Below are 22799 nucleotides of genomic sequence, written 5' to 3'. Positions count from 1 at the left end.
GCGTAAATCAACGGTTACAGCAGGTGAAGCCGCCGAGGGGAGTTCGAGGAATCGACGTCGCTCGTCATCCGGTCAGCGAGAGATCCGGCTGGAACCGGGCCGAGTCAGAACCTGACGCGAGGTGCCGGGCGGCGAGCAGCGCCGCCCGTACGATCATGGTGGGGCGGTACAGGTCCTTGTCGTGCCAGAGCGCGGGCCCCACGTCCTGCGCCGCGGAGTTCGCCGCGAGGTACGCGTCGCCGCGCTCGATGGCCTCCTCGGCGCCGGGCCGGCCGCGGCCGACGGCGGCGAGCACCTGCACCGCGTACGCCGTCTCTTCCACCGTGCCTTCCCAGCGACCCCACGAGCCGTCGGCGCGCTGGCTGCTGACGACCCAGTCCGCTGCCCTGGTGAGCGACGTGACGGCTACGGGCGGGCCGGTGACCTCAGCGAGAGCCAGGGCGCAGGACATCGTGGCGTAGTACGGGGAGGCGTGCCAGCGGTCCAGCCAACTGCCGTCTGGCTGCTGACGCTGTTGCAGCGCGTCGACCAGGCGACGGGCGGCTGCCCGATAGCGCGGCTGGGCGTCCGGGCGCGTGGCAAGGTGCTGGCCGATGACATCGAGGACGTGAGCGTTGGTGGTCACCGAGTAGCCGTCTTCGCCAGGCCAGGTGCAGAAGCCATCCGGCGTCTCGTACCGCCACAGGCACTCCCGGTCGACGTGGACACCGAGACGGGTGAGCGCATACAACGTTACGGCCGTCGTGTCGGCGTCCGGCGGTAGCCCGGGCCCGGCCGTGATGCCGGCGGGCGACAGGTCTGCGGTCAAGGTGCGGATCAGGTGCGGTGCCGGTGCGACCGCGATACCCGCTCGGGTGAGGGTGGCGACGACCCAGGCCCGCTCGAAGACGGTGACCGGCGTCGCGCAGGGCGCCAGCGCGCCGTGCTGGTGGACGACGCCCTCCAGGTAGGCGCATGCGCCCGGATGCCGCTCACCGGCGTCAGGCGGTCCCAGCCAGGCGGCGGTGGCGGCCGGCGATGCGCCCACGACGCCCGACGGGGTGGGCCGGACGCCTTGGGCGCCACGGGCGAGCGCGCCGACCACCTCCAAGGCGTGCAGCAGCTTCTCCGGCACTGCCCGGCCGGCGCCGATCAGGCCGTGGACGGCCGTGAGTCGACGGTCGTCCATCCCGTTGGGGAGGCGCAGGCGCGGGGTTGCCCGCCAATGCCTCAGCGCCGGCGGCGCGTCCGCCCGGGTGAGGTGCCGGTTGATGGCGGCGGTCAGCGCGGGCACGATGAGGTCGACCGCGGGCGTGTCGGGGATGGAACGCGCCGCGCTGAGCCACCGCGTGAGCATCTGCAGTCCACGATCGACGGCCCGGGTCAGCGGATCGACCGCCGGCGCCGTGCGGAGCACCACGAGGAGGGCTTCGACCGCGCTCAACGTCGGCACCAGGGCGTACCCCTCGGGCGGCCCCCATCCGCCGTCTGCACGCTGGCTGCTGAGCAGGTACCGCACGCGTTCCGCATGGCCGGTCAGCCAGGGGGCCAGGCTGACAAGCCGGGCGGTCTCGTACAGCGACGGCGAGACCTGGCCGGCCGGTTCGAGGGCCATCGCCGTGAGCAGGTCATCAGCGGCGCGGCTGCGGCGGCCGGCCGCAGGACCGGCCAGCAGCGGGGTCTGGGGTTGGCGGTCAGCGCTCATGGCTCCCCCAGAAGTCGGTCCCGTGGTAGAAGCCGGTCGTGAACCCGATCTCCCGGGCGAGATAGAGCGCCTGCTGCGGGCACGACCCGTGCAGGCTCTGCAGGAGGGCGCGGCACTGGCCGATCCGGTCGGCGGCCTGCCGCTCGACCTCGACCCGGTCGACGCCCAGCATGAGGCAGTTGAGGTCGCCGGTCTTGACGTCCCGCTCGTAGCTGGCCAGGTCGTTGACCAGCCGCAGGACCTGCTGCACCGCACGGCTGACGGCGAGCAGCTCGGGGAGGTGGTTCAGCGTCTGCTCGTCACCGGTGGCGATCCAGTGCGAGGCGTTCACGAAGCTGGCGCCGTAGTTGTCCGCGTTGGCCAGATACTCGGCGAACGTGGGCACCTGCGTCTCGTCGTCAGCCCGGGCAGCGCGCCACCGCCACTCCCGCGCGTCCGCGGTGAGCATCCGACGGACCTCGTCGATCCACAGCGGCTGCACCGCCGCGAACGCGGCGCTGGCGGCCAACTCGTCGCGGATGTCGGCGAGGAACTGAGCGAGTTCGTCGCCGGCCGCCGGCGTGGCGCCGCCGGCGACGGCCACGCAGGCGGACACCGTCGCGGTGACGTCGTCCAGCGCGGTCGCCACGTTGTCGATCTGCCAGTCCTCGGCGGTGACCCAGAGGGAGGCGCGGTTGGCGATGCGCAGTTGCCCCGCGCCGCACCACGGGGCGATGAACGCCGTGGACAGCGCCAGGGCGCTGAGCATGGCGTCGTCGACCGGCGGGTTAGGGAACAGGCTCGGATAGACCTTCACCTGTTGCTGCAGGTCACGCTGGCCCCGCGCGGCGACCGAGCAGATCCGTCCCTGGTCGGACGCGGCCGCGAATCCGTCGTTGAGGAGGGATGGGGGCACGGGCGGCTCCTATCGTGCGGCGGTCCGTTCGAGGGGCGTCAAGATCATTTTGACGCGACGGGCAGGGCGAAGGGAAGCGGCTACCCTCGTGCCGGGAAGGGCGGGATCGGTCAGGGTGAACCGGAATCTGCTCAGCAGCGTGGCCACGATGAGGATGGCCTCGAGGTTGAACAGGTGCTCGCCGAGACACCGGTGCTTCCCGCCGCCGAAAGGGTAGTACGCGTAGCGGTGCCGCTCCTCCGCCCCTTCGCGCCCGGGCGCGAAGCGTTCGGGGTCGAAGACCTCTGCGTTCGGCCCCCAGAGGGACGACATACGGTGGGTGGCGTACGGGGACAGGACGATGGTGCTGCCCTGTTCGATCCGTACCCTGCCGAGGACGTCGGCGGCGGCCGCCCGGCGGGGCACGATCCATCCGGCGGGGTAGAGCCTGAGGAGTTCCTGCAGAACCATCTTGGTGTAGGCCAGGTTCGGCAGGTGGTCGGCACGGACGGGGTTCCGGCCCACGACCTCATCGATCTCGTCGTAGAGCCGGGCGGCGATGTGCGGATGGTTGGCGAGGACCGGCCACAGCCAGGTGAGCACGACGTACGTTGTTTCGGTCGTGACGGCGACCATCGACACGAGATCATCGCGCATCTGCTTCTCACTCAACGCGTGCCCGTCGGCCGTGCGGGCGCGAGCGAGGGTCGACAGGACATCGTCACCGTCGCCCGGTCGCTGGAGCGCCTCGCGCAGCACTGGGAGGAGGATGTCGTCGATGGCCTGGACTGCTGCGTGGAATTGTCGGTCGCCAGGCAGCCGGATCCACCAGGGCACGAAGGGTGCGAGCAGGCGCGGCGCCATCGAGGTGACGATCACCTCCTGCGCTGCCATGATTCGCAGGGCGGAGTCCACAGAGACCCGGTCGGCGAAGAAGACCCGCATGATGGCGGCGGCAACCATGCGAGACAGCTCCGCACCGATGTCGATTGGCGTTCCCGTCGCAGCCGCCTCGTCCAGCCGGCCTGCCGACCCCTCGATGGCCTCGGCCATGGTGCCGACCAAGGCGTCGACGCGGGTGGCTCGGAACAGCGGAGCCAGTGTCCTCCGGCTGGCCGTCCACGTGTCGCCTTCGGCAAGGATGCCGTCGCCGACGAGCTTGCGCACCGACCGCCACAGCGCGGTGTCGCCCGGGCGCGGGTAGACGTCCGCCTGCTCGAGCACCCGCTGGATGTCGTCGGGATTGGTGACAAGGTAGGCGCTCGAGACGCCGAGCCCGACGCGGACGGCGCCACCGCCGGACCGGTTGGCGATGTCGACGAGCGCCTGGTGGGTGTCGCGGATCAGCCACGGTAGGGCCTTCCGGGCGGGAATGGACTTGGTTTTGGTCCGCGGCGCCGTCAACCCGATCCCCCTCCCCTGCCGCCCCGCCGGTAAGCCTTGTGGCGCCCGGTGGAAGTTGCAGCACAGTCAGTGTGCAAGTTGTAACTCAGTTCACGCAATGGATGATCATCTTCGTCACCCGACGACTCTGGATCCCGCGAGCGGAGGCGGGAGCGGCGGCCCGCAAGGCATTCGCTGGACCGTGAACGGCAGGTTCGGTGACTGGCCACGTGGCACGCGCAGGGACCTGCCCTCGGCGATCCACAGTGTAGTTCGTCGCCATCCTCGGTAACGACCGGGTTCGGTCTGTGTCCATACCAACCGAGCAGTCTTCCGGCCCCTTGCAACCCGTGCCAGCGTGCGGGCTTCGGACTTCAGACTGGTAGTTGACGGGGCAGCGTTTGCTCCCGCAACAATTCGCGCCGCCACGTCTCCTCGCCACCTCGTACCGGCCCGGGAGCCAACCGGCCCCGCCCGGTCCGATCGCGGGCGTTCCCGGGCGCCCTGTGACAGGCTCATGGTCATGGACGACAAGACCATCCTGAAGCGGATCTCCGAGCTGGTCGACGAGGAGCATCGGCTCCGCGCCGACGCCCAGGCCAACGAGGTGGGCACCGACGAGGAGGCCCGCACCCGCCTGCGTGAGCTGGAGGAGTCCCTGGACCAGTGCTGGGACCTGCTGCGCCGGCGGCGCGCCGCCCGGACGACCCACGGCGATCCCGACGCGCAGGGCGCACGCCCGGTGCCGGAGGTCGAGCGCTACCTCCAGTGAGGGGCCGACGGCCTCGGCGACCGGCCCGGCGGTCCGGCGCTGCCCTCGTGGGCGGCGCCGGACCGTCGCGCGGTCCCGGGCGGCCTGGCCTGCCGCCCGGGGGGATCCCGATCAGCGCAGGCCAGCCTCATCCAGCAGCAGCTCGGTCAGGGCCGCCGGGTCGGCCTGCGCCGCCGGCAGCCCGCGCGCGGCGAACCAGGTGGCGACCACCCGCACGTCCCGGGCCAGGAACTCGGCGCCCTGCGGGTTGGCGACCAGGTCGACGACCTGCGGCAGGTCGATGAGCACCAGGCGCCCGGCGTGCACCAGCAGGTTGTACGGCGACAGGTCACCGTGGGCGTGGCCGGCGCGGGCGAGAACGACCAGGGCGTCCACGAGTTGCCGCCACAGGTCGCGCAGCTCCTCCCCCTCGGGCCGCAGCTGGGCCAGTCGCGGGGCGGCGCGCCCGCCGTCGGCGTCGCCGAGGAACTCCAGCATCAGCTCGGTCCCGCGCAGCTGCACCGGGTACGGCACGGCGATCGTCCCGTACCGCGAGCCGATCTCCCAGAGCCGGCTCAGCGCGGCGAACTCGGCCGCCGCCCACTGCCCGGCGATCATCTGGCGGCCGAACGAGGTCCGACCGGTCATCGCCCGCATCTCCCGGGACCGGCGGACCCGGCGCCCCTCCAGATAGCCGGCGTCCCGGTGGAACAGCCGGTGGTTGGCGTCCCGGTACCGCTTGACCGCGAGCAGGCAGGACCGGTCGGTGCCGGGTACGGCCCGGCGAACCAGGTGGACGTCGGCCTCCTTGCCGGTCTTCAGCACGCCCAGGTCGATGTCCTTGGCGGCCAGCTCGGTGACCAGCCAGTCCGGGTGCGGTTCAGGCCCGTGGACCGCGTCGTCCCAGGAGGACCAGGTTTCCCCCGTCTCCGGGTCCGGCTCGGTGTCGGGGTCGGTGAGCAGCGGCTCGGCGGGCCGGCCGCGCTTCAGGAAGTGTGGTTCGTCGTCGTCGAAGCGGCGCTTGCCGCGGGTACGGCGCTCCGGCGCCGGAAGGTCGTGATCGCGCACTGCGGTGAGAGTCCCTTGGTCGAGGTTGCTGGAGGCAGGTGGAAGCGACCTGCGAAGACGGCCATGACCGACCCCCTCTCCTCGACCGGGCGTCCGGCCCGGGTTCGCGTGACGCACGACGACCGCTGGCGACGGCCGGCGGCGGTGCGGGTGCGGCACCATGCTCACCGCCGGCGGCCGGCGGGGCAACCGATTTACGCGCCGGTCCGGACCGGCCCTCCCGCCACGGGCCCGGGTCAGGCGCCGAGGACCGTGGCGACGGCCGCGATCAGGCCGTCCACGGTGTAGGTCGGGGCGAACCGACCGTCGGTCCAGGTCCGGCCCCGGTGCAGCCAGACGCTCGGCAGGCCGATGGCGGCCGCGCCGCCGATGTCCGCCTCCGGGCCGTCGCCGATCACCCAGGCTCCCCGCAACGGCATCCGGACCCGCTGGGCGGCCAGCGCGAAGATCCTCGGGTTCGGCTTGCTCACACCGGCTTCCTCGGAGATGACCCAGTCGGCGACGTACCGGTCCAGCCCGGTCCCCCGGATCTTGGCGTCCTGCTGGCGCACCGCACCGTTGGTCACCACCACGGGCACCCAGCCGGCGCCGTCGGCGATCCGCAGCGCGCAGGCCACGAGCGGGTCCAGGCGGGTGTACGCCACCACCCCGTCGTGCAGTTCCTCCACCAGGTCGATGGAGGGGATCCGCAGCGCGTACCGGTCGCGGATGGCGTCGGCGATGTCCCAGCGGTCGGTGAGCCCGTCCGCGTCGATGGAGAGCAGCCAGTCGATGTCTGCGGCCGGCGCACCGATGCTGGCCAGGAACTGCTCGCCCCAGGCGCGGAACGGACCCTCCCGGTCGAGCAGCGTGTTGTCCAGATCGAGCAGGAGCAGCGGCACTCGGGAACCTTACGGGACCGACCTGTCCCGCCGACAGGGCCGAGTGCCGGGTCGCCGTCCGTCAGGCCGTCAACGACGAACGGGTGAGCCCCTGATCGGGAAGCCGGTCGAGGAGCATGGAGTGGGCGGCGCGGGTACGGGCCAGCGCGTCCGGGTCCAGCGTGGCGACCAGCACCGCCTCCCCGGTGTCGGCGCCCCGGGCCAGCGGACGGCCCTCCGGGTCGTAGATGGCGGCGCCGCCGTTGAACCGCCACGGGTCGGCGCCACCGACGGCGTTGGCGAACACCACGAACATGGTGTTGTCCAGGGCGCGCGCGGCGTAGTAGAGGTCGCGGCGGTGCGCGGAGCCGGCCAGGTAGCCGCTCGGGCAGAGGTAGGCGTGCGCCCCGTCCGCCGCGGCCGCCCGGCCGTGCTCCGGGAAGCAGCCGTCGTAGCAGATGCCGAGGCCGAGCCGCCAGCCGTCGACGAGCAGGGTGGCGCCCCGGTCACCCGGATCGAACAGCTCCCGCTCGCCGCTCCAGAGCTGCTGCTTGTCGTACCCGACGCGGACCTCCCCGGCCCGGTCCACCACCAGGGCGGAGATGGTCCGCCGGCCGTCGGGCTGCCGGACCGCCGCGCCGACCACGACGACGGTGCCACCGTCGCGCGCGGTGTCGCGCAGCGGGTCCAGGCGAGGGTCCGCGACGCGCCGCGCCAGGTCGGCCGTGACGTCCGTGCCGGCCGGATCCGCGGCGAGGGTCGGCGGGTGGTACGCGGGCAGGAACAGCTCCGGCAGGACGACCACCCGCGCCCCGGCACCGGCTGCCCGGCGTACGAGGGCCGCGCCGCTGGCCGCGTTCGCGGTCAGGTCTCCCGGGACGGGCTGGGACTGCACCGCCGCGACGGTCAACGGTGCGGCGGGGAGGGCGGGGGCGGTGGGGGGTGGCGTCACGCGCGGATCCTAACCGGCGGACCGGCGGGGTGAGCGGCCACAAGCCGTACGTACGGTTTGCGTGACGCGGGGTGACCTGACACGATCGACCCGTGCCCAGAGTAAGTCAGGACCAGCTCGACGCGCGCCGGCAGGAGATCCTCGCCGCGGCGCGGGCCTGTTTCGCCCGGCACGGGTACGAGGGCGCGACCGTGCGCCGCCTGGAGGAGGCCACCGGGCTGTCCCGGGGTGCGATCTTCCACCACTTCCGTGACAAGGACTCGCTCTTCCTCGCCGTCGCCGAGGACGACGCGGCCACGATGGTCGAGACGGTCGCCCGCAACGGCCTGGTCCAGGTGATGCGCGACCTGCTGGCCCGGGCGGTCTCGCCGGACACGACCGGCTGGCTGGGCAGCCAGCTGGAGGTGTCCCGCCGGCTGCGGACCGATCCGGCGTTCGCCAAGCGGTGGGCGGAGCGGTCCGCGGCCATCGCCGAGGCGACCCGCGACCGCCTGGTGCGGCAGCGGGAGGCCGGCGTCCTGCGCGACGACGTGCCGATCGACGTGCTGGCGCAGTTCCTCGAGCTGGCGTACGACGGCCTGGTCCTGCACCTGGCGATGGGCCGGCCCGCCGGTGACCTCGGCCCGGTGCTAGACCTCGTGGAGGAGGCGGTCCGCCGCCGCTGACCGGTGTGCGCGAGCCTCCGCGCGTTGCGGTCCGGTAACTGCGCCCTCACGCGCGGCGGGTGCTGGCGGCGCTGCTCCACAATGGGGCCGCGATCCCCCTCGCGACAGGAGCAGCACATGACCGTCCTCGCGGCCCCCAGCGACACCTGGGGCATCCCCGGCCCGGTCTTCCTCCGGCTCTACCTGCTGGCCGCCGCCGTGCTCGTCATCGGCACGCTCGTCCAGCGCGCCCGCGTGCTCGGCGGCGAGTCGACGGACGCCGGCCCGCTCGGCCCCCAGCAGGTCGCGTACCTCAACGGCGGCGAGCAGCTGGCCGTCTGGACCTCCCTCGGCGGGCTGCGGAGCAGCGGGGCGATCAGCGCACGCGGTCGGCGGCTCACCACCGGCGGTCCACTGCCGGCCGGCGTCACCCCGCTCGACCAGGCGATCCACGTCGCCGCGGGCCGCGGTGTCCACACTCGGGATTTGCGTCAGGACCAGTGGGTACGGTCGGCCCTCGACCAGCTCCGCACCGCTCTGGAGCAGCGCGGCCTGGCGCTGACCGCGGAACGGCGGGCCGCCCTGCGCCTCGGCCCGATGCTGCTGGTCGCCCTGCTGGCGGTCGGCACGCTGCGGTTCTTCGCCGGCGTGGCGAACGACCGCCCGGTCGGCTGGCTGTTCCTGATCCAGTTCCCGCTGCTCTTCGTGACCATCCTGCTGTTCCGGCGGCCCTGGCGCACCCGCGCGGCCGACCGCCAGCTGCGCCAGCTGCGCCGGGAGCACACGTACCTGGCGCCCCGGTCGGCGCCGGCCTACTCCACGTACGGCGCCGCCGGCGCGGCCATGGGTGTCGCCCTCTTCGGCACGGCCACCCTCTGGGCCATGGACCCGGGCTTCGCCGAGCAGGCGGAGATCCAGCGGCAGGCGATGAGCGCCGGCGGCGCGTCCGGAGGCGGCGGGTGCGGCGGCGGCGACAGCGGAGGCGGCAGCTCCTGCGGTGGCGGGGGCGGCTGCGGCGGTGGCGGGTGCGGGGGATGACCGGGCCGGCCGGGGTGGGCATCGGCTGGCGGCCGGAGATCGCCGGTTTCGTCGCCGAGCTGCCCGGGCTGCGCTTCGTCGAGGTCATCGCGGAATCGGTGCCCGCCACCGGCCCGCTCCCGGACGGGCTCGCCGCCCTGCGCGAACGGGGCGTCACCGTCGTACCCCACGGGGTGCGGCTCTCGCTCGGCGGCGCGGAGGCAATCGACCCGGCGCGGGTGGCCCACCTGGCCGCGGTCGCCGACCTGACGGGCGCGCCGCTGGTCAGCGAACACATCGCGTTCGTCCGCGCCGGCGGCCTGGAGGCGGGGCACCTGCTGCCCCTGCCGCGCAGTCGGGAGGCCGTCGCGGCGGTCTGCGCCAACGTCACCCGCGCCCAGGCCGAGCTGCCGGTGCCGATCGCGCTGGAACCGATCGCGGCGCTCTTCGACTGGCCCGACGACGAGCTGGACGAGGCCGCGTTCCTCACCGAGATCCTGGAGCGCACCGGCGCGCTGCTCCTGCTCGACGTCGCCAACGTGTACGCCAACGCCCGCAACCGGGGCGGCGACCCGCTCGCCCTGCTGGACCGGCTCCCGCTGGAGCGGATCGCGTACGCGCACGTGGCCGGCGGGGCGGAACAGGGCGGCTTCTACCACGACACGCACACCGACCCGGTGCCGCGCCCGGTCCTGGACCTGGTGGGCGAGCTGTGCGCCCGGCGGCGGCCGCCCGCCCTGCTGCTGGAGCGGGACGGGCACTACCCGCCGGCCGACGTGCTCCGCACCGAACTGGACGCACTCGCCGCCGCGTCGGGCTTCCCGGCGGTCACGTGAGCACCGGTGACCTGGCCGCCCGGCAGGCCGCGCTCGTCGCCGCGCTGGTGGCCGGGGCGCCGCTGCCGCCGGGTTTCGCCGCGGAGCCGGTGGCCGCCGCGCGTACCGCCCTGCTCCGCAAGCGGGCCGGCGAGGTGGCCCGGCACTGGCCGCTGCTCGCCGCCGGCCTGGGCGCCCGCTGGCCCGAGCTCTTCCTGCACTGGGCCGACGGGCGGCCCGGCGCGGGTTCGCTGCGCGACGGCTGGGACTTCGCGCGCCACCTGCGCGACGCGGGGACGCTGCCGCCGCTGGGCGCCGAGGAACTGGCCGCCCGGGAGGCCGGCCACCGCTACGACGGGCAGGCAGCGCCACGTCCGCGCCCGTTGCCGGCCTGGGGTCGCGCGGGCGGCGCCGTCGCGGTCCAGCTCGCCGGTCGCGTACGCCTGCTGCGCCCCGCGCGCCGCTGACCCCACGGCCCGGCCCGCGGCGCCGGCCGGCCGCGGAGCGCACCGCGCCCGCCGGGCGTCCCGCCCGCCGGTGCGGCAGGATCGGCGCATGGATCTCGGACTGACCGATCGCGTGTACGTGCTGACCGGCGCCTCCCGGGGGCTCGGCTACGCCACCGCCGAGTGCCTCGTCGCCGACGGGGCCCGGGTGGTCCTCTCCGCCCGCGACGCCGACGCGGTCGAGGCCGCCGCCCGACGCCTCGGCGGTCCGGGGCACGCCGTCGGCGTGGCGGCCGACCTGGCCGACCCGGACACGCCGGAACGCCTGGTGTCGGCGGCCCTCGACGCGTACGGGCGGATCGACGGTGCGCTGGTCTCGGTCGGCGGTCCGCCGCTCGGCAGCGCGGCGTCGGTCACCGACGAGCAGTGGCGCCGGTCCTTCGAGACGGTCTTCCTCGGGACGGTCCGGACGGTGCGGACCGTCGCCGGCGCGCTGGCCGGCGGCGGGGCGATCGGGCTGGTCCTGTCCACCTCCGCCCGGAGCCCCCTGTCCGGCCTGGGGATCTCCAACGGCCTGCGCCCCGGTCTGGCCGGCGTCGCCAAGGACGTCGCCGACGAGTACGGGCCCCGGGGCGTCCGGGTGGTGGCGCTGCTGCCGGGACGGATCATGACCGACCGGAACGTGCAGCTCTTCGCCGCGACCGGCGACCCGGAGCGGGCGCGGGCCGAGGCGGAGGCGGACATCCCGCTGCGCCGGTTGGGCGATCCGGCCGAGTTCGGCCGGGTGGCGGCGTTCGTGCTCTCCCCCGCCGCGAGCTACCTGACCGGGATCACGCTGCCGGTCGACGGCGGCGCGCTGCGGGGCCTGTGATGGCCGTCCCCCGCCATCCGCGGCCGACGAAGGCGGAGCTGGCGGCCGCGGCGGACCGCCTCCTCGCCGACGTCATCGCGCCGGGGCTGGACGTGCTGTTCGTCGGGATCAACCCCGGCCTGTGGTCCGCGGCCACGGGGTGGCACTTCGCCCGGCCGGGCAACCGGTTCTGGCCGGCGCTGTACCGGGGCGGGTTCACACCCCGGCAGCTGCACCCCAGTGAGCAGGACCAGTTGCCCGGTTACGGGTTGGGCATCACCAACATGGTGGCGCGGGCCAGCGCCCGGGCCGACGAGCTGACGCCGGCCGAACTCGTCGCCGGTGCGGAGATCCTGGCCGGCAAGGTCGCCCGCTACCGGCCGCGGTGGGTGGCGGTGGTCGGGGTGACCGCGTACCGGATCGGGTTCGCCCGACCGAAGGCGGCCTTCGGCCCGCAGCCGGAGCCGCTGGCCGGCGCCCGGCTCTGGGTGCTGCCCAACCCCAGTGGGCTGAACGCGCACTTCACCCCGGAGTCGCTGGGCGCCGCGTTCGGCGAGCTGCGGGCCGCCGTCACGGCCGGCTGAGGGCCGGTCGGCGGCGGGACCGGTCAGTTGGCGGCGGCGGGCGGCAGGGCCTCGTCGGCGAGGTACGAGCGCATCGGCACCGCCAGTGGCTCCGGCCCGGTCGCGTCCTGGTACGGCGCCGGCGAGTCGGCGACGGCGAACTGCGTCCGGTACAGCTCGGCGTAGAGCCCGCCGACCGCGACCAGTTCCTCGTGCCGGCCCCGCTCGACGATGCGCCCCTGGTCGAGCACCAGGATCTGGTCGGCGTCCCGGACGGTGGAGAGCCGGTGCGCGATGACGAGCGCGGTCCGCCCGGTCAGCGCCACCGACAGCGCCCGCTGCACGGCCGCCTCGCTCTCCGAGTCGAGGTGGGCGGTGGCCTCGTCGAGGATCACGATCGACGGGGCCTTGAGCAGGAGCCGCGCGATGGCGATGCGCTGCTTCTCACCGCCGGAGAAGCGGTAGCCCCGCTCGCCGACGACGGTGTCGAGGCCGTCCGGCAGGGCGCGCACCAGGTCGGCGACCTGGGCGCCGGCCAGGGCCGCCCACAGCTCGTCGTCGGTGGCGCCGGGCTTGGCGTAGCGCAGGTTCTCCGCGATGGTCTCGTGGAACAGGTGCGAGTCCTGCGTGACCACGCCGATCTCGTCGCGCAGCGAGTCGAGGGTGGCGTCGCGGACGTCGACGCCCCCGACCAGCACCTGGCCGTCGGTCACGTCGTAGATGCGGGAGATCAGCATCGACAGCGTCGACTTGCCGGCGCCGGACGGGCCGACCAGGGCCACCATCTGACCCGGCTCCACGGTGAACGAGACGCCCTTGAGCACCGGCTCGCTGACCGTGCGGTCGAGGGTGGCCACCTCCTCCAGCGAGGCCAGCGAGATCTCGGCGGCACTCGGGTAGCGGAAGCGCACGTCCCGGAACTCGACCCGGCCGTTGCCGCGGGGCACCGGCACGGCGCCCGGCTTCTCGGTGATCCCCGGCTGGAGGTCGAGCACCTCGAAGACCCGGTCGAAGGAGACGAGCGCGCTCATCACGTCCACCCGGACGTTGGACAGGGCGGTGAGCGGGCCGTAGAGGCGGGTGAGCAGCAGCGCGAGCGTCACGACGGTGCCGGCGCTGACGCTGCCGGTGACCGCGAGCCAGCCGCCGAGCCCGTACGTGAGTGCCTGGGCGAGCGACGCCACCAGCAGCATGGCCACGAAGAACGTCCGCGAGTACATCGCGGACTGGATGCCGATGTCGCGCACCCGCTGGGCGCGGTCGGCGAACCGGTCCGCCTCGACGTCGGGCCGCCCGAACAGCTTGACCAGCAGCGCGCCGGCGACGCCGAACCGCTCGGTCATCGTCGCGTTCATCTTGGCGTCGAGGTTGTACGCCTCGCGGGTGATGTCGGCGAGACGCCGGCCGACCCGGCGCGCCGGGATGATGAAGATCGGCAGCAGTACGAGCGACAGCGCGGTGATCTGCCAGGAGAGGGTGAACATCACCGCGGCGGTGAGCACCAACTGGATGACGTTGCTGACCACGCCGGACAGCGTCGAGGTGAAGGCACGCTGCGCCCCGAGCACGTCGTTGTTGAGCCGGCTGACCAGCGCGCCGGTCTGCGTACGGGTGAAGAACTGCAGCGGCATCCGCTGGACGTGGTCGTAGACCCGGGTGCGCAGGTCGAGGATGATGCCCTCGCCGATGCGGGCCGAATACCACCGCTGGGCGAGGGAGAGCAGCGCGTCGGCGACGGCCAGCGCGGCGATGATCAGCGCCAGCCGGACGACCGTGCCACCGGCGTCGGAGCCGCCCCGGTTGATGGTGTTGATGACGTCACCGGCGAGCACCGGGGTGGCGACACCGATCATGGCGGCCAGCACCACGGTCACCAGGAAGACGACGATGTCGCGCCGGTACGGCCGGGCGAAGGCCACGATCCGCCGGGCGACCCCCCGCTGGAGCCGGTGGGTGGAGATCTCGTCCCGGTTGCGCATCGACCGGAGCATGCTCCACCCGCCCATGCCACCGCCGGACATCGGATTGGACACGCTCACCTCCGGGTCGTCGGGCCGACCGCACCGCCTGAGGTCAATTCTCCCGACGCCTCTGACAACCTCGGTCGTAACCCGGATCTTCCCGAACGGTCCTTACTGACTATTCTCCCCGCCCGGCGAGGTCGCGCAGCCGGCGGGTCTGCGCCTCCCGCTCCACCCGCTGCTGGTCGGCGTGCGACCGGCCGGCCGCACCGGCGAGCAGCGCCTTGATCTCCACGACCGCGTCCCGGTTGCCGGCGAGCAGCCCGGCGGTCAGGTCCCGGACGGCGCCGTCCAGCTCGGCGGTCGGCACCACCAGGGTGGCCAGGCCGATCCGGTCGGCCTCGGCGGCGTCCATCCGCCGGCCGGTGGCGCAGATCTCCAGGGCGCGCGAATATCCCACGAGCTCGACCAGGCGTTTGGTGCCGGCGAGGTCCGGGACCAGGCCGAGCGTCACCTCGGCCATGGAGAGCTTGGCGTCCTCGGTGAGCACGCGCAGGTCGCAGGCGAGCGCCAACTGGAAGCCGGCGCCGATCGCGTGCCCCTGCACGGCCGCCACGGAGATCAGGTCGGGTCGGTGCAGCCAGGTGAAGCCGGCCTGGAACTCGGCGATACGGTCCGCGCACTCCTGCTCGGGCAGGGCGGACAGCTCGGCGAACGAGCCGGGCCCGGTCGCACCGGCCACCGACAGGTCGAGGCCGGCGGAGAACGCCCGGCCCTCGCCGCGCACGACCACGACGCGCACGTCGCCGGGCAGGTCCCGGGAAAAGTCGCTCATCGCGCGCCACATCGCCGGGGTCTGGGCGTTGAGCACGTCGGGCCGACACAACGTGACCGTGGCGATCGGCCCGTCGCATTCCAGCCGTACCCCGGTCGCCTCGGCGGTCACCGGGCGGCCCGGGGCGCGGCGCTGATGGACGACGCTGGTGGGCGGGTCACGCCTTCTTGCGACGCCGGGCGCCGCCGCGCTGGCGCAGCTGAACCCCGGACTCGGTGAGCACCCGGTGGATGAACCCGTAGGAACGGCCGGTCGAGGCCGCGAGCGCGCGGATGCTCTCCCCCGAGGTGTACCGCTTAACCAGGTCCTTGGCGAGCGTCTGACGCTCGGCTCCGACGATCCGGCGACCCTTCTCAGTGCTGGTGGCTGTGCCAGTGGCTGCCATGCTGTGTCCTCACGTCCCAGACTGTGCGGTTCGGATACGGTCCCACCTATTAGACCGCCTCGAACGATCATGCGCCAGATATCAACTATTCGCCAACCGACACGCTATGCGATGTCAGGTTCCCGATAGGGTGACCCCGCGGACCGGGGCCACCGGACCGGCCGGTCGGCCCGGCGCGGACGCGGCAGGCGCCGGAGCGGCCACGGACGCCGTACCCTCCCTGGCGTGTTCGATCTTCTCGGCAGCGCGGCCGGCGCGGCGGTGGTCTTCGCCGCCACCGACGTCGACGACATCGTCATCCTGACGCTGTTCTTCGTCGCCGCCCGCACCACCGGGCGGCCCAGGCCCGGACAGATCGTCGCCGGGCAGTACCTCGGCATCGGGGCGCTCGCCCTGGCCAGCGCGGTGGTGGCGGCCGGGCTGCTCGTCGTCCCCGACCCGTGGACCGGCCTACTCGGCCTGCTGCCCGTCGCGCTGGGCGTCCGGGCGCTGCTGGACCGGGACGACGACGAGACGCCCGCGGTGGTCGGCGGGACGCTCGGTGTGGCCGGCGTGACGATCGCCAACGGCGCCGACAACGTGGCGGTCTACGTGCCGGTGTTCCGAGCGCTGGGCCCCGCCGACAGCGCCGTCTTCCTGCTGGTCTTCGTGGTGCTCATCGCCCTGTGGTGCGCCGCCGGGGCGTGGCTGGGCGGCCACCCCCGGGTGGTCCGGCTGGTCGAGCGCGCCGGCCACTGGCTCGTCCCGGCGGTCCTCGTCGCCATCGGCGTGGTCATCCTGGTCACCTCCGGCGTGGTCGGCGCCCTGCTCGACCTGGCCCGCTGACCCCGCCGTGACCCCGACGTCGTGGCGGCCACGCCGGCGCGGACCGCCACGACTCCGGCGAGGGCGGGCCGGCGGGCGTCAGGCCAGCTCGACCAGTTCGAGGAGGTCGTCGCTCCAGGCGTCCTCGTCGCCGTCGGGCAGCAGGATCGCCCGGTCCGGCTTGAGCGCCGACACCGCACCGGGGTCGTGCGTGACCAGCACGATCGCCCCCGGGTAGCGCGCGATGGCGTCGAGCACCTGCTCGCGGCTGACCGGGTCGAGGTTGTTCGTCGGCTCGTCCAGCAGCAGCACGTTCGCGCCGGAGCAGACCAGGGTGGCCAGCGCCAGCCGGGTCTTCTCGCCACCGGAGAGCACCCCGGCCGGCTTGTCCACGTCCTCGCCGGAGAACAGGAACGCGCCGAGGATCTTGCGCAGGTCCGTGTCGCTCTGCTCCGGCGCGGCGCTGCGCATGTGTTCGAGGATGGTCCGCTCCACGTCCAGGGTCTCGTGCTCCTGGGCGTAGTAGCCCAGCCGCAGCCCGTGGCCCGGCCGGACCTCGCCGGTGTCCGGCTCCAGCAGGCCGCCGAGGATCCGCAGCAGGGTGGTCTTGCCGGCGCCGTTGAGGCCGAGGATCGCCACCCGGGAACCCCGGTCCACCGCCACGTCGACGTCGGTGAAGATCTCCAGCGACCCGTACGACTTGGACAGGCCGCTGGCCGTCAGCGGCGTCTTCCCGCACGGCGCGGGGGTCGGGAAGCGCACCTTCGCCACCTTGTCGGCGACCCGGACCTCGTCCAGGCCGGACAGCAGCCGCTCGGCGCGGCGGGCCATGTTCTGCGCGGCGACCGTCTTGGTGGCCTTCGCCCGCATCTTGTCGGCCTGCGCCATCAGGGCGCCGGCCTTCTTCTCGGCGTTGGCCCGCTCCCGGCGGCGACGCCGCTCGTCGGTCTCCCGCGCCTCCAGGTACGCCTTCCAGCCCAGGTTGTAGACGTCCACCACGGAGCGGGTGGCGTCGAGGAACCAGACCTTGTTGACGACGGCCTCCAGGAGCGAGGCGTCGTGGGAGATCACGATGAGGCCGCCCTTGTGGTTGGCGAGGAACCCGCGCAGCCAGGTGATCGAGTCGGCGTCCAGGTGGTTGGTCGGCTCGTCGAGCAGCAGGATGCCGCCGCCGTTCTCGCCCGCGTCGCGGAAGAGGATCCGCGCCAGCTCGATGCGGCGGCGCTGGCCGCCGGAGAGGGTGCCGATGGTCTGTGCGAGGGCCCGGTCGGGCAGGCCGAGGTTGGCGCAGATGCGGGCGGCCTCCGCCTCGGCCGCGTACCCGCCGAGGGAGGCGAACTGGTCCTCCAGCGCGCCGTAGCGGCGGACCAGCTTCTCGTCGTCGGCCCCCTCGGCGAGCTTCGCCTCCAGCTCCTTCATCTGGGCCATCAGCACGTCCAGGCCGCGGGCCGAGAGCACCCGGTCGCGCCCGGTGACCTCCAGGTCGCCGGTACGTGGGTCCTGCGGCAGGTAGCCGATGTTGCTGCGCCGGTCGAGCTGCCCGGCGTACGGCTGGCCCTCGCCGGCCAGGACCTTCAGCGTGGTGGTCTTGCCGGCGCCGTTGCGGCCGACCAGGCCGATCCGGTCGCCGGGCTGCACCCGCAGCGTGGTGTCGGACAGCAGGATCCGGGCGCCGGCACGGAGCTCCAGGCCGGTGGCAGTGATCATGTCGGAGGACTCGCTCTCGGGGTCTGGAAGGGCTGACTCAGGGCACGCGAGAGCGCCGGCGGGCGGGAGACCCGTCGGCGCGGGGCGGTTCAGCCTTCGCAGAGCAGCACGCGGCAAGTGTACCGGGCGTCGCCGGATCGACCCGCCGGATTACCGCCCAAGATCATCGGGTACGGAAACGGACGTCCGGACCCGGTCCGGTACCGCAACCACACACGGAATCAGACGGTGATCGGGGTAGCGACATGGAGCTGAACGAGAAGGCGCGGATCGACACCAGCCAGGTGGACGACCGGCGGGGGTCCGGTGGCGGCGGTGGCATCGGCGGGATCCCCATCCCGATCGGCGGCGGGCGGGGCGGCATCGTCGGAATCATCATCGCGGTGCTGGTCGCCCTCGTCGGCGGCGGGTTCGGCCTGAACGCGGCCACCAACGGCGGCGAGCAGGGCGACAACACCTCCCTGGAGCAGAAGTGCTCCGCGGACGACGCCCTCCAGCAGCTCGACTGCCGCAACACCCTGTACGTCAACTCGATCCAGGCGTACTGGCGGACCGCCCTGCCGCAGGCGTTCGGTGAGCAGTACCGCGCCACCGACACCGTCTTCTTCAGCCAGGCCGTCAACACCGCGTGCGGGCAGGCCGACTCCGGGGTGGGCCCGTTCTACTGCCCCGCCGACGCGCAGGTGTACATCGACCTGAGCTTCTACCGGGTGCTCGCCCAGCAGCTCGGCGCGGAGGGCGAGTTCGCCCAGCCGTACGTGCTGGCCCACGAGTACGGCCACCACGTGCAGAACCTGCTCGGCACCAACGAGCAGGTGCGCCGCCAGCAGCAGCGCGACCCGGACAACGCCAACGCGCTGTCGGTGAAGCTGGAGCTCCAGGCCGACTGCTACGCCGGGGCGTGGGCGAAGAACGCCACCGGCACCGCCGACGAGAGCGGGCAGAAGATCTTCAAGAGCATCAGCGAGCAGGACATCGCCCAGGCCATCGACACCGCGGAGAAGATCGGCGACGACGCCATCTCCGAGCGGGCGAACCGGCCGGTGAACCCGGACGAGTTCACCCACGGCTCGTCCGCGCAGCGCCGCGAGTGGTTCACGAAGGGCTACGAGACCGGCGACCCGAAGTCCTGCGACACGTTCTCCGGGGCGGTCTGACCGGCGACCGCCCGCGACAGGACCCCGGCGATCACCCGACGCCGGGGTCCTTCCGCGCGCACGGGCCCAGGGGCGGCATCACGACCTGGTCAGCCGAGCCTCCTGTTGGGCGGTGCAGGGCGGGCGGCGACGCGACGGCACCGCCAACCGCTGACGTCAGTCGGCGCGCTCGGGCGCCGGGTCGCGGACCCGGATCCGGACCGCGCGGGCGGCGGCGATCGCGTCGACCAGCACCGCGTGCCGGGGCTCGGGCACGTCGAGCAGCCGGTCCGCGCGCAACGCCGCGAGCGGGGCCAGCCGTCGGTCGGCCAGCACGGTGTCCACCGCCCGCCGGTCACCGCCGCAGACCAGGGCGGCCAGCGTCGCCGCCTCCGGCAGGAGCAGCCGTACGGCCAGGTCCACCGCGTCACCCAGCGCCGCCTTCGCCTGGTTGTCCCGCCGTCGTGCGAAGCGCTGCTGCGACCAGCCGCCCGCGGCGGTACGGCCCTGCACGTAGCGGGTGTCCACCTTCGACACCACGAGGTCCTCCCCCACAGCGATCCCGACCGCCACCGCGCCCTTGCGGGCGAGCAGCAGGCCGATCCGCCGGGGCGCGGTGGCGGCAGCGACGTATCCGTCGAGATCCCCGGCGCCCGGCGCACCGGGCGGGGCGTGCAGCTCGGCGGTCGCGCCGTCCGGGGCGGTGAGCAGCAGCCCGTACTCCTGCGGACCAACCTCGGGCGAGCCATGCCGGCCAGCAAAGCCGTCAACCCAGCGCCGCACCCGTCCCGGGTCCACCTCGACCCAGCGACCGCCCCCGGCTGCAGGCCTGCTGCTCACGCCCCGAACCTACGACACCCCGCCATCCCCGCCCCCTCCTCCCCCGCGATCTTGCACTTCCGGCCCGGTCGAACCAGGGCGAAAGCCACAATCAGGGGGCCGAAGCTGCAAGATCGCGGGGAGGGGAGTGGGGGTTATCCCGACAGGAGGGTCGCGAAGGCGAGGGTGGCGATGATGGCGCTGGAGGTTAGGGCCGTCAGCAGGCGGCCGCGCGGGCCGGCGAGCACGCGGCCGACCAGGGTACCGCCCCCGGCGATCAGCAACTGCCAGCTCGCCGACGCGAGGAACGCCCCGAGCACGAACGCGCCCGCCACGGTGAGGTCGGGGTCGGCGGCGTCCCGCCGGCCGAGGACGAGCGCCGCGAAGTAGACGACCGTCGCCGGGTTGAGCAGGGTCAGCGCGAGCACCCCGGCGAACGCCCGGGACGGGCCGTCCAGCCCCCGCCGCGGGGTGTCGGTCGTGGTGCCGGCTGCCGGGCGGAGGGCCCGCCAGGCGGTGCGGGCGGCGAGGCCGAGCAGCACCAGCGCGGCGACCACGCGCAGCGGACCGGCGATGGGGGCGATCAGGGCGGCCAGGGCCGCACCGCCGAGGGCGGCGACGGCGGCGTACAGGCCGTCCGCGGTGGCGACGCCGAGCGCGGCGGCGGCTCCCACCCGGAACGAGGTCCGCGCGGCGAGCCCCATGATGAGGACGGCGATGGCGCCGACCGGGATCGCGACGCCGTACCCGGCGACCAGCCCGGCCAGGAACGCGCCGGTCACGATCGTGGGTGGCGGGTCGAGCCGGACCCGGGCGCGGGCCGCTGTCGACGCGCGGTGCTGGCCGCGCGGACAGGAACCTGCATGGGGTACGCCTCGATCACCCGGTCATCCTGCGCCACCCCGAACCCGGCGGTCCACCGAATTCCCGCCCGGGCTCGGCGTGATCCACTCGCCTTCATGGAAATCGGGGTGTCCCGCGTGCCAACACCCCGACTTCAGGAAAGCCGAGTGGATCTTGTCACACCAACCCCGGACAAGCATCGGGCGCGGCACCCACCGGGGATGCCGCGCCCGATCTCCGACCGGCCGGTCAGACGTTGAAGCCGAGGGAGCGGAGCTGGTCGCGCCCCTCGTCGGTGATCTTGTCGGGCCCCCACGGCGGCAGCCAGACCCAGTTGATCCGGATGTCCTTGACCAGGCCGCCGCCGGGGCCGGTGGTCAGCGCCGACCGGGCCTGGTCCTCGATGACGTCGGTCAGTGGGCAGGCCGCCGAGGTGAGCGTCATGTCCAGGGTGGCGACGTTCTCGTCGTCGACGTGGACGCCGTACACCAGGCCCAGGTCGACCACGTTGATGCCCAGCTCCGGGTCGACGACGTCCTTCATCGCCTCCTCGATGTCGGCGACGGCGGCCTTGCCGCCGCCGGTCGCCGGCGTCGCCGCGGTGGCGGTTTCCTCGCTGCTCATGCCTTCACCTCCGTCGGGCTGACGCCCACACCGGCGCGTGCCGCGGCGTCCTTGAACGCCATCCACGGCAGCAGCGCGCACTTGACCCGGGCGGGGTAGCGGGCGACGCCCGCGAACGCGACCCCGTCGCCGAGCACGTCCTCGTCCGGCGTGACCTGGCCACGACCGGACATCAACTCCACGAACGCCTCGTGCACCACAGCCGCCTCGCCGGCCTTCCGGCCGGCGAGCAGCTCGTGCAGCACGCTCGCCGACGCCTGGCTGATCGAGCAGCCCATGCCGTCGTACGAGACGTCGTGCAGCACCTCGCCGTCGGTGGCCACCCGGATGGTGACCTCGTCACCGCAGGTCGGGTTGACGTGGTGCGCCTCGGCGACGGTCGCCGCCGGGTCGTCCGCGTCGCGCAGGCCGCGGCCGTGCGGGTGCTTGTAGTGGTCCAGGATGATCTCCTGGTAGAGCTGGTCGAGCTGCATCAGTCGAACACCTTCCGCACCTGCTCCAGGCCCGCCACCAGGGCGTCGATCTCCTCCGTGGTGGTGTAGAGGTAGAACGACGCCCGGGTCGTGGCCGGCACCCCGAACCGGGTGCAGACCGGACGGGCGCAGTGGTGGCCCACCCGCACCTGCACGCCGAGCGAGTCCAGGACCTGGCCGACGTCGTGCGGGTGGATGTCGCCGAGCGCGAACGAGATCGTGCCGCCCCGGCCGACCGGCACCGTCGGGCCGAAGACCCGCAGGCCCGGGACGGTCGCCAGGGCGTCCAGCGCGTACGCGGTCAGCTGCTTCTCATGCCACTGGATGGCCCGCATGCCGATGCCGGACAGGTAGTCCACCGCCGCGCCGAGGCCGACGGCCTCGGCGATCGGCGGGGTGCCCGCCTCGAACCGGGCCGGCGGCGCGGCGAACGTCGACCCCGACATCGCCACGGTCTCGATCATCGAGCCGCCGCCGAGCACCGGCGGCATCGCCGCGAGCAGCTCCGCCCGGCCCCACAGCACGCCGATGCCGGTCGGGCCGCACATCTTGTGCCCGGTGAAGACGATGAAGTCCGCGTCGTAGTCGACCACGTCCATCGGCATGTGCGGCACCGACTGCGAGCAGTCGAGCAGCAGCAGCGCACCCACCTCGCGGACCCGCTGGGTGATCCGCGCGGTGGCGTTGACGGTGCCGAGGATGTTGGACATGTGCACCAACGAGACGATCTTCGTCCGTTCGGTGACCAGGTCCTCCAGGCCCGACTCGTCGAGGCGGCCGTGGTCGGTGACCGGGAACCAGCGCAGGGTCGCGCCGGTGCGCTCGCACAGCAGCTGCCACGGGACGATGTTCGAGTGGTGCTCCATCTCGGAGATCACCACCTCGTCACCCGGGCCCAGGCGGAAGCGCGGGTCGGCGTCCGGGCGCAGCGAGGCGTTCGAGAACGCGTACGCCACGATGTTGATCGCCTCGGTGGAGTTCTTGGTGAACACCACCTCGTCCACACTCGGCGCGTTGATGAACGCGGCCACCTTGGCCCGCGCGCCCTCGTACGCCTCGGTCGCCTCGGTGCCCAGCGTGTGCACCGACCGCGACACGTTGGCGTTGTGCCGCTCGTAGTGCTCGCGCAGCACGTCGAGCACCTGGCGCGGCTTGTGCGAGGTGTTCGCGCTGTCCAGGTAGACCAGCGGGTGCCCGTTGACCTCCCGGTCCAGGATCGGGAAGTCGGCGCGCACCGCGGCGACGTCGAAGCGCGGCACGTCGTCGTACTGCGGCATGCCCGCCGGGAACGCGATGGAGGTCATC

Annotated in this window: 24 protein-coding genes; 9 read left to right on the top strand and 15 right to left on the bottom strand. The window is 73.5% G+C overall.

Annotation, left to right across the window (positions count from 1 at the left end; translation table 11 throughout):
• Positions 1 to 64 precede the first annotated feature (64 nt).
• From HCJ94_RS10870 to HCJ94_RS10860, 3 genes are read right to left on the bottom strand one after another with little or no spacing between them, the layout of a single operon-like run.
• Positions 65 to 1684 carry a prenyltransferase/squalene oxidase repeat-containing protein gene (locus tag HCJ94_RS10870; RefSeq protein ID WP_168000847.1) on the bottom strand — a complete coding sequence of 540 codons (1620 nt, stop codon included), beginning with the start codon at positions 1682 to 1684 and terminating at the stop codon, positions 65 to 67.
• Positions 1674 to 2579 (bottom strand): terpene synthase family protein, encoded by a 906-nt coding sequence (locus HCJ94_RS10865; RefSeq protein ID WP_168000846.1) that lies wholly within the window; start codon positions 2577 to 2579, stop codon positions 1674 to 1676. Before HCJ94_RS10865 ends, HCJ94_RS10870 begins: the two co-directional genes overlap by 11 nt.
• Positions 2580 to 2588: 9 nt before the next feature.
• On the bottom strand, positions 2589 to 3932 hold the full coding sequence (locus HCJ94_RS10860; RefSeq protein WP_168000891.1) for a cytochrome P450: 1344 nt from the start codon (positions 3930 to 3932) through the stop codon (positions 2589 to 2591).
• Between the two features lie 526 nt (positions 3933 to 4458).
• Between HCJ94_RS10860 and HCJ94_RS10855 the strand changes: the two genes are divergently transcribed.
• Positions 4459 to 4713, top strand: a complete 255-nt coding sequence (locus HCJ94_RS10855) for a DUF2630 family protein (RefSeq protein ID WP_205801027.1) — start codon at positions 4459 to 4461, stop codon at positions 4711 to 4713.
• Between the two features lie 111 nt (positions 4714 to 4824).
• Here HCJ94_RS10855 and HCJ94_RS10850 read toward each other — a convergent pair whose 3' ends face one another.
• The 3 genes from HCJ94_RS10850 to HCJ94_RS10840 form a co-directional block, all read right to left on the bottom strand.
• Positions 4825 to 5760 (bottom strand): serine protein kinase RIO, encoded by a 936-nt coding sequence (locus tag HCJ94_RS10850; RefSeq protein WP_168000844.1) that lies wholly within the window; start codon positions 5758 to 5760, stop codon positions 4825 to 4827.
• Between the two features lie 236 nt (positions 5761 to 5996).
• Entirely contained in the window at positions 5997 to 6641 is a 645-nt protein-coding gene (locus HCJ94_RS10845; protein WP_168000843.1) for an HAD family hydrolase, read from the bottom strand.
• A 61-nt stretch (positions 6642 to 6702) separates the two neighbouring features.
• Complete coding sequence (locus tag HCJ94_RS10840; RefSeq protein WP_168000842.1) at positions 6703 to 7572, bottom strand: carbon-nitrogen hydrolase family protein; 870 nt, start codon at positions 7570 to 7572, stop codon at positions 6703 to 6705.
• Between the two features lie 92 nt (positions 7573 to 7664).
• On the opposite strand from HCJ94_RS10840, the gene HCJ94_RS10835 reads away from it, so the two are divergent.
• The 6 genes from HCJ94_RS10835 to mug all read left to right on the top strand — a co-directional run bounded on the left by HCJ94_RS10835 (position 7665) and on the right by mug (position 11928).
• On the top strand, positions 7665 to 8237 hold the full coding sequence (locus tag HCJ94_RS10835; protein WP_168000841.1) for a TetR/AcrR family transcriptional regulator: 573 nt from the start codon (positions 7665 to 7667) through the stop codon (positions 8235 to 8237).
• 117 nt (positions 8238 to 8354) lie between these two features.
• Positions 8355 to 9254: a TIGR04222 domain-containing membrane protein gene (locus HCJ94_RS10830; protein WP_168000840.1), complete on the top strand. Its 900-nt coding sequence runs from the start codon at positions 8355 to 8357 to the stop codon at positions 9252 to 9254.
• A complete protein-coding gene (locus HCJ94_RS10825) occupies positions 9251 to 10069 on the top strand; it encodes an MbnB/TglH/ChrH family RiPP precursor modification enzyme (protein ID WP_168000839.1) in 819 nt (272 codons plus the stop codon). Before HCJ94_RS10830 ends, HCJ94_RS10825 begins: the two co-directional genes overlap by 4 nt.
• The gene (locus HCJ94_RS10820) at positions 10066 to 10515 is read left to right on the top strand and encodes an SCO6045 C-terminal-like domain-containing protein (RefSeq protein ID WP_168000838.1); all 450 of its coding nucleotides are present in this window, start codon (positions 10066 to 10068) and stop codon (positions 10513 to 10515) included. Before HCJ94_RS10825 ends, HCJ94_RS10820 begins: the two co-directional genes overlap by 4 nt.
• A gap of 88 nt (positions 10516 to 10603) precedes the next feature.
• Entirely contained in the window at positions 10604 to 11365 is a 762-nt protein-coding gene (locus tag HCJ94_RS10815; RefSeq protein WP_168000837.1) for an SDR family oxidoreductase, read from the top strand.
• A complete protein-coding gene (gene mug / locus HCJ94_RS10810; RefSeq protein ID WP_168000836.1) occupies positions 11365 to 11928 on the top strand; it encodes a G/U mismatch-specific DNA glycosylase in 564 nt (187 codons plus the stop codon). The genes HCJ94_RS10815 and mug overlap by 1 nt, the downstream gene beginning before the upstream one ends.
• A gap of 23 nt (positions 11929 to 11951) precedes the next feature.
• On the opposite strand, the gene HCJ94_RS10805 is transcribed toward mug, so the two are convergent.
• From HCJ94_RS10805 to HCJ94_RS10795, 3 genes are all read right to left on the bottom strand, one after another.
• Entirely contained in the window at positions 11952 to 13928 is a 1977-nt protein-coding gene (locus HCJ94_RS10805; RefSeq protein ID WP_168000890.1) for an ABC transporter ATP-binding protein, read from the bottom strand.
• A 118-nt stretch (positions 13929 to 14046) separates the two neighbouring features.
• Complete coding sequence (locus HCJ94_RS10800; RefSeq protein WP_168000835.1) at positions 14047 to 14814, bottom strand: enoyl-CoA hydratase/isomerase family protein; 768 nt, start codon at positions 14812 to 14814, stop codon at positions 14047 to 14049.
• Positions 14815 to 14860: 46 nt separating this feature from the next.
• Positions 14861 to 15088 (bottom strand): helix-turn-helix domain-containing protein, encoded by a 228-nt coding sequence (locus tag HCJ94_RS10795; protein ID WP_007462679.1) that lies wholly within the window; start codon positions 15086 to 15088, stop codon positions 14861 to 14863.
• Positions 15089 to 15313: 225 nt separating this feature from the next.
• Between HCJ94_RS10795 and HCJ94_RS10790 the strand changes: the two genes are divergently transcribed.
• A complete protein-coding gene (locus tag HCJ94_RS10790; protein WP_168000834.1) occupies positions 15314 to 15913 on the top strand; it encodes a cadmium resistance transporter in 600 nt (199 codons plus the stop codon).
• Positions 15914 to 15991: 78 nt separating this feature from the next.
• On the opposite strand, the gene HCJ94_RS10785 is transcribed toward HCJ94_RS10790, so the two are convergent.
• A complete protein-coding gene (locus HCJ94_RS10785) occupies positions 15992 to 17599 on the bottom strand; it encodes an ABC-F family ATP-binding cassette domain-containing protein (RefSeq protein ID WP_168000833.1) in 1608 nt (535 codons plus the stop codon).
• 245 nt (positions 17600 to 17844) lie between these two features.
• Between HCJ94_RS10785 and ypfJ the strand changes: the two genes are divergently transcribed.
• On the top strand, positions 17845 to 18756 hold the full coding sequence (ypfJ, locus tag HCJ94_RS10780; protein ID WP_168000832.1) for a KPN_02809 family neutral zinc metallopeptidase: 912 nt from the start codon (positions 17845 to 17847) through the stop codon (positions 18754 to 18756).
• Between the two features lie 156 nt (positions 18757 to 18912).
• Here ypfJ and HCJ94_RS10775 read toward each other — a convergent pair whose 3' ends face one another.
• The 5 genes from HCJ94_RS10775 to HCJ94_RS10755 all read right to left on the bottom strand — a co-directional run bounded on the left by HCJ94_RS10775 (position 18913) and on the right by HCJ94_RS10755 (position 22798).
• Positions 18913 to 19575: an acVLRF1 family peptidyl-tRNA hydrolase gene (locus tag HCJ94_RS10775; protein ID WP_309227218.1), complete on the bottom strand. Its 663-nt coding sequence runs from the start codon at positions 19573 to 19575 to the stop codon at positions 18913 to 18915.
• Between the two features lie 134 nt (positions 19576 to 19709).
• Positions 19710 to 20336: a LysE family transporter gene (locus HCJ94_RS10770; protein ID WP_168000831.1), complete on the bottom strand. Its 627-nt coding sequence runs from the start codon at positions 20334 to 20336 to the stop codon at positions 19710 to 19712.
• A gap of 310 nt (positions 20337 to 20646) precedes the next feature.
• Positions 20647 to 21021 (bottom strand): metal-sulfur cluster assembly factor, encoded by a 375-nt coding sequence (locus HCJ94_RS10765; RefSeq protein ID WP_155331249.1) that lies wholly within the window; start codon positions 21019 to 21021, stop codon positions 20647 to 20649.
• A complete protein-coding gene (sufU, locus tag HCJ94_RS10760; RefSeq protein ID WP_168000830.1) occupies positions 21018 to 21494 on the bottom strand; it encodes a Fe-S cluster assembly sulfur transfer protein SufU in 477 nt (158 codons plus the stop codon). Before sufU ends, HCJ94_RS10765 begins: the two co-directional genes overlap by 4 nt.
• Entirely contained in the window at positions 21494 to 22798 is a 1305-nt protein-coding gene (locus tag HCJ94_RS10755) for a cysteine desulfurase (protein ID WP_168000829.1), read from the bottom strand. The genes sufU and HCJ94_RS10755 overlap by 1 nt, the downstream gene beginning before the upstream one ends.
• Position 22799: the final 1 nt, after the last annotated feature.

This window comes from Micromonospora thermarum (assembly GCF_012034245.1).
In the GTDB taxonomy this organism is placed as follows: Bacteria; Actinomycetota; Actinomycetes; order Mycobacteriales; family Micromonosporaceae; genus Micromonospora; species Micromonospora thermarum.
The sequence above is the reverse complement of the archived record's forward strand: the minus strand, read 5'-3'. Positions and strand labels throughout refer to the sequence as shown.

Excerpts from the sequence above, each read along its gene's own strand:
- HCJ94_RS10870 (WP_168000847.1), bottom strand. The coding sequence starts at position 1,684 with ATGAGCGCTGACCGCCAACCCCAGACCCCGCTGCTGGCCGGTCCTGCG.
- HCJ94_RS10855 (WP_205801027.1), top strand. The coding sequence starts at position 4,459 with ATGGTCATGGACGACAAGACCATCCTGAAGCGGATCTCCGAGCTGGTC.
- HCJ94_RS10830 (WP_168000840.1), top strand. The coding sequence starts at position 8,355 with ATGACCGTCCTCGCGGCCCCCAGCGACACCTGGGGCATCCCCGGCCCG.
- HCJ94_RS10825 (WP_168000839.1), top strand. The coding sequence starts at position 9,251 with ATGACCGGGCCGGCCGGGGTGGGCATCGGCTGGCGGCCGGAGATCGCC.
- HCJ94_RS10815 (WP_168000837.1), top strand. The coding sequence starts at position 10,604 with ATGGATCTCGGACTGACCGATCGCGTGTACGTGCTGACCGGCGCCTCC.
- mug (WP_168000836.1), top strand. The coding sequence starts at position 11,365 with ATGGCCGTCCCCCGCCATCCGCGGCCGACGAAGGCGGAGCTGGCGGCC.
- HCJ94_RS10805 (WP_168000890.1), bottom strand. The coding sequence starts at position 13,928 with ATGTCCGGCGGTGGCATGGGCGGGTGGAGCATGCTCCGGTCGATGCGC.
- HCJ94_RS10795 (WP_007462679.1), bottom strand. The coding sequence starts at position 15,088 with ATGGCAGCCACTGGCACAGCCACCAGCACTGAGAAGGGTCGCCGGATC.
- HCJ94_RS10785 (WP_168000833.1), bottom strand. The coding sequence starts at position 17,599 with ATGATCACTGCCACCGGCCTGGAGCTCCGTGCCGGCGCCCGGATCCTG.
- ypfJ (WP_168000832.1), top strand. The coding sequence starts at position 17,845 with ATGGAGCTGAACGAGAAGGCGCGGATCGACACCAGCCAGGTGGACGAC.
- HCJ94_RS10765 (WP_155331249.1), bottom strand. The coding sequence starts at position 21,021 with ATGAGCAGCGAGGAAACCGCCACCGCGGCGACGCCGGCGACCGGCGGC.
- sufU (WP_168000830.1), bottom strand. The coding sequence starts at position 21,494 with ATGCAGCTCGACCAGCTCTACCAGGAGATCATCCTGGACCACTACAAG.
- HCJ94_RS10755 (WP_168000829.1), bottom strand. The coding sequence starts at position 22,798 with ATGACCTCCATCGCGTTCCCGGCGGGCATGCCGCAGTACGACGACGTG.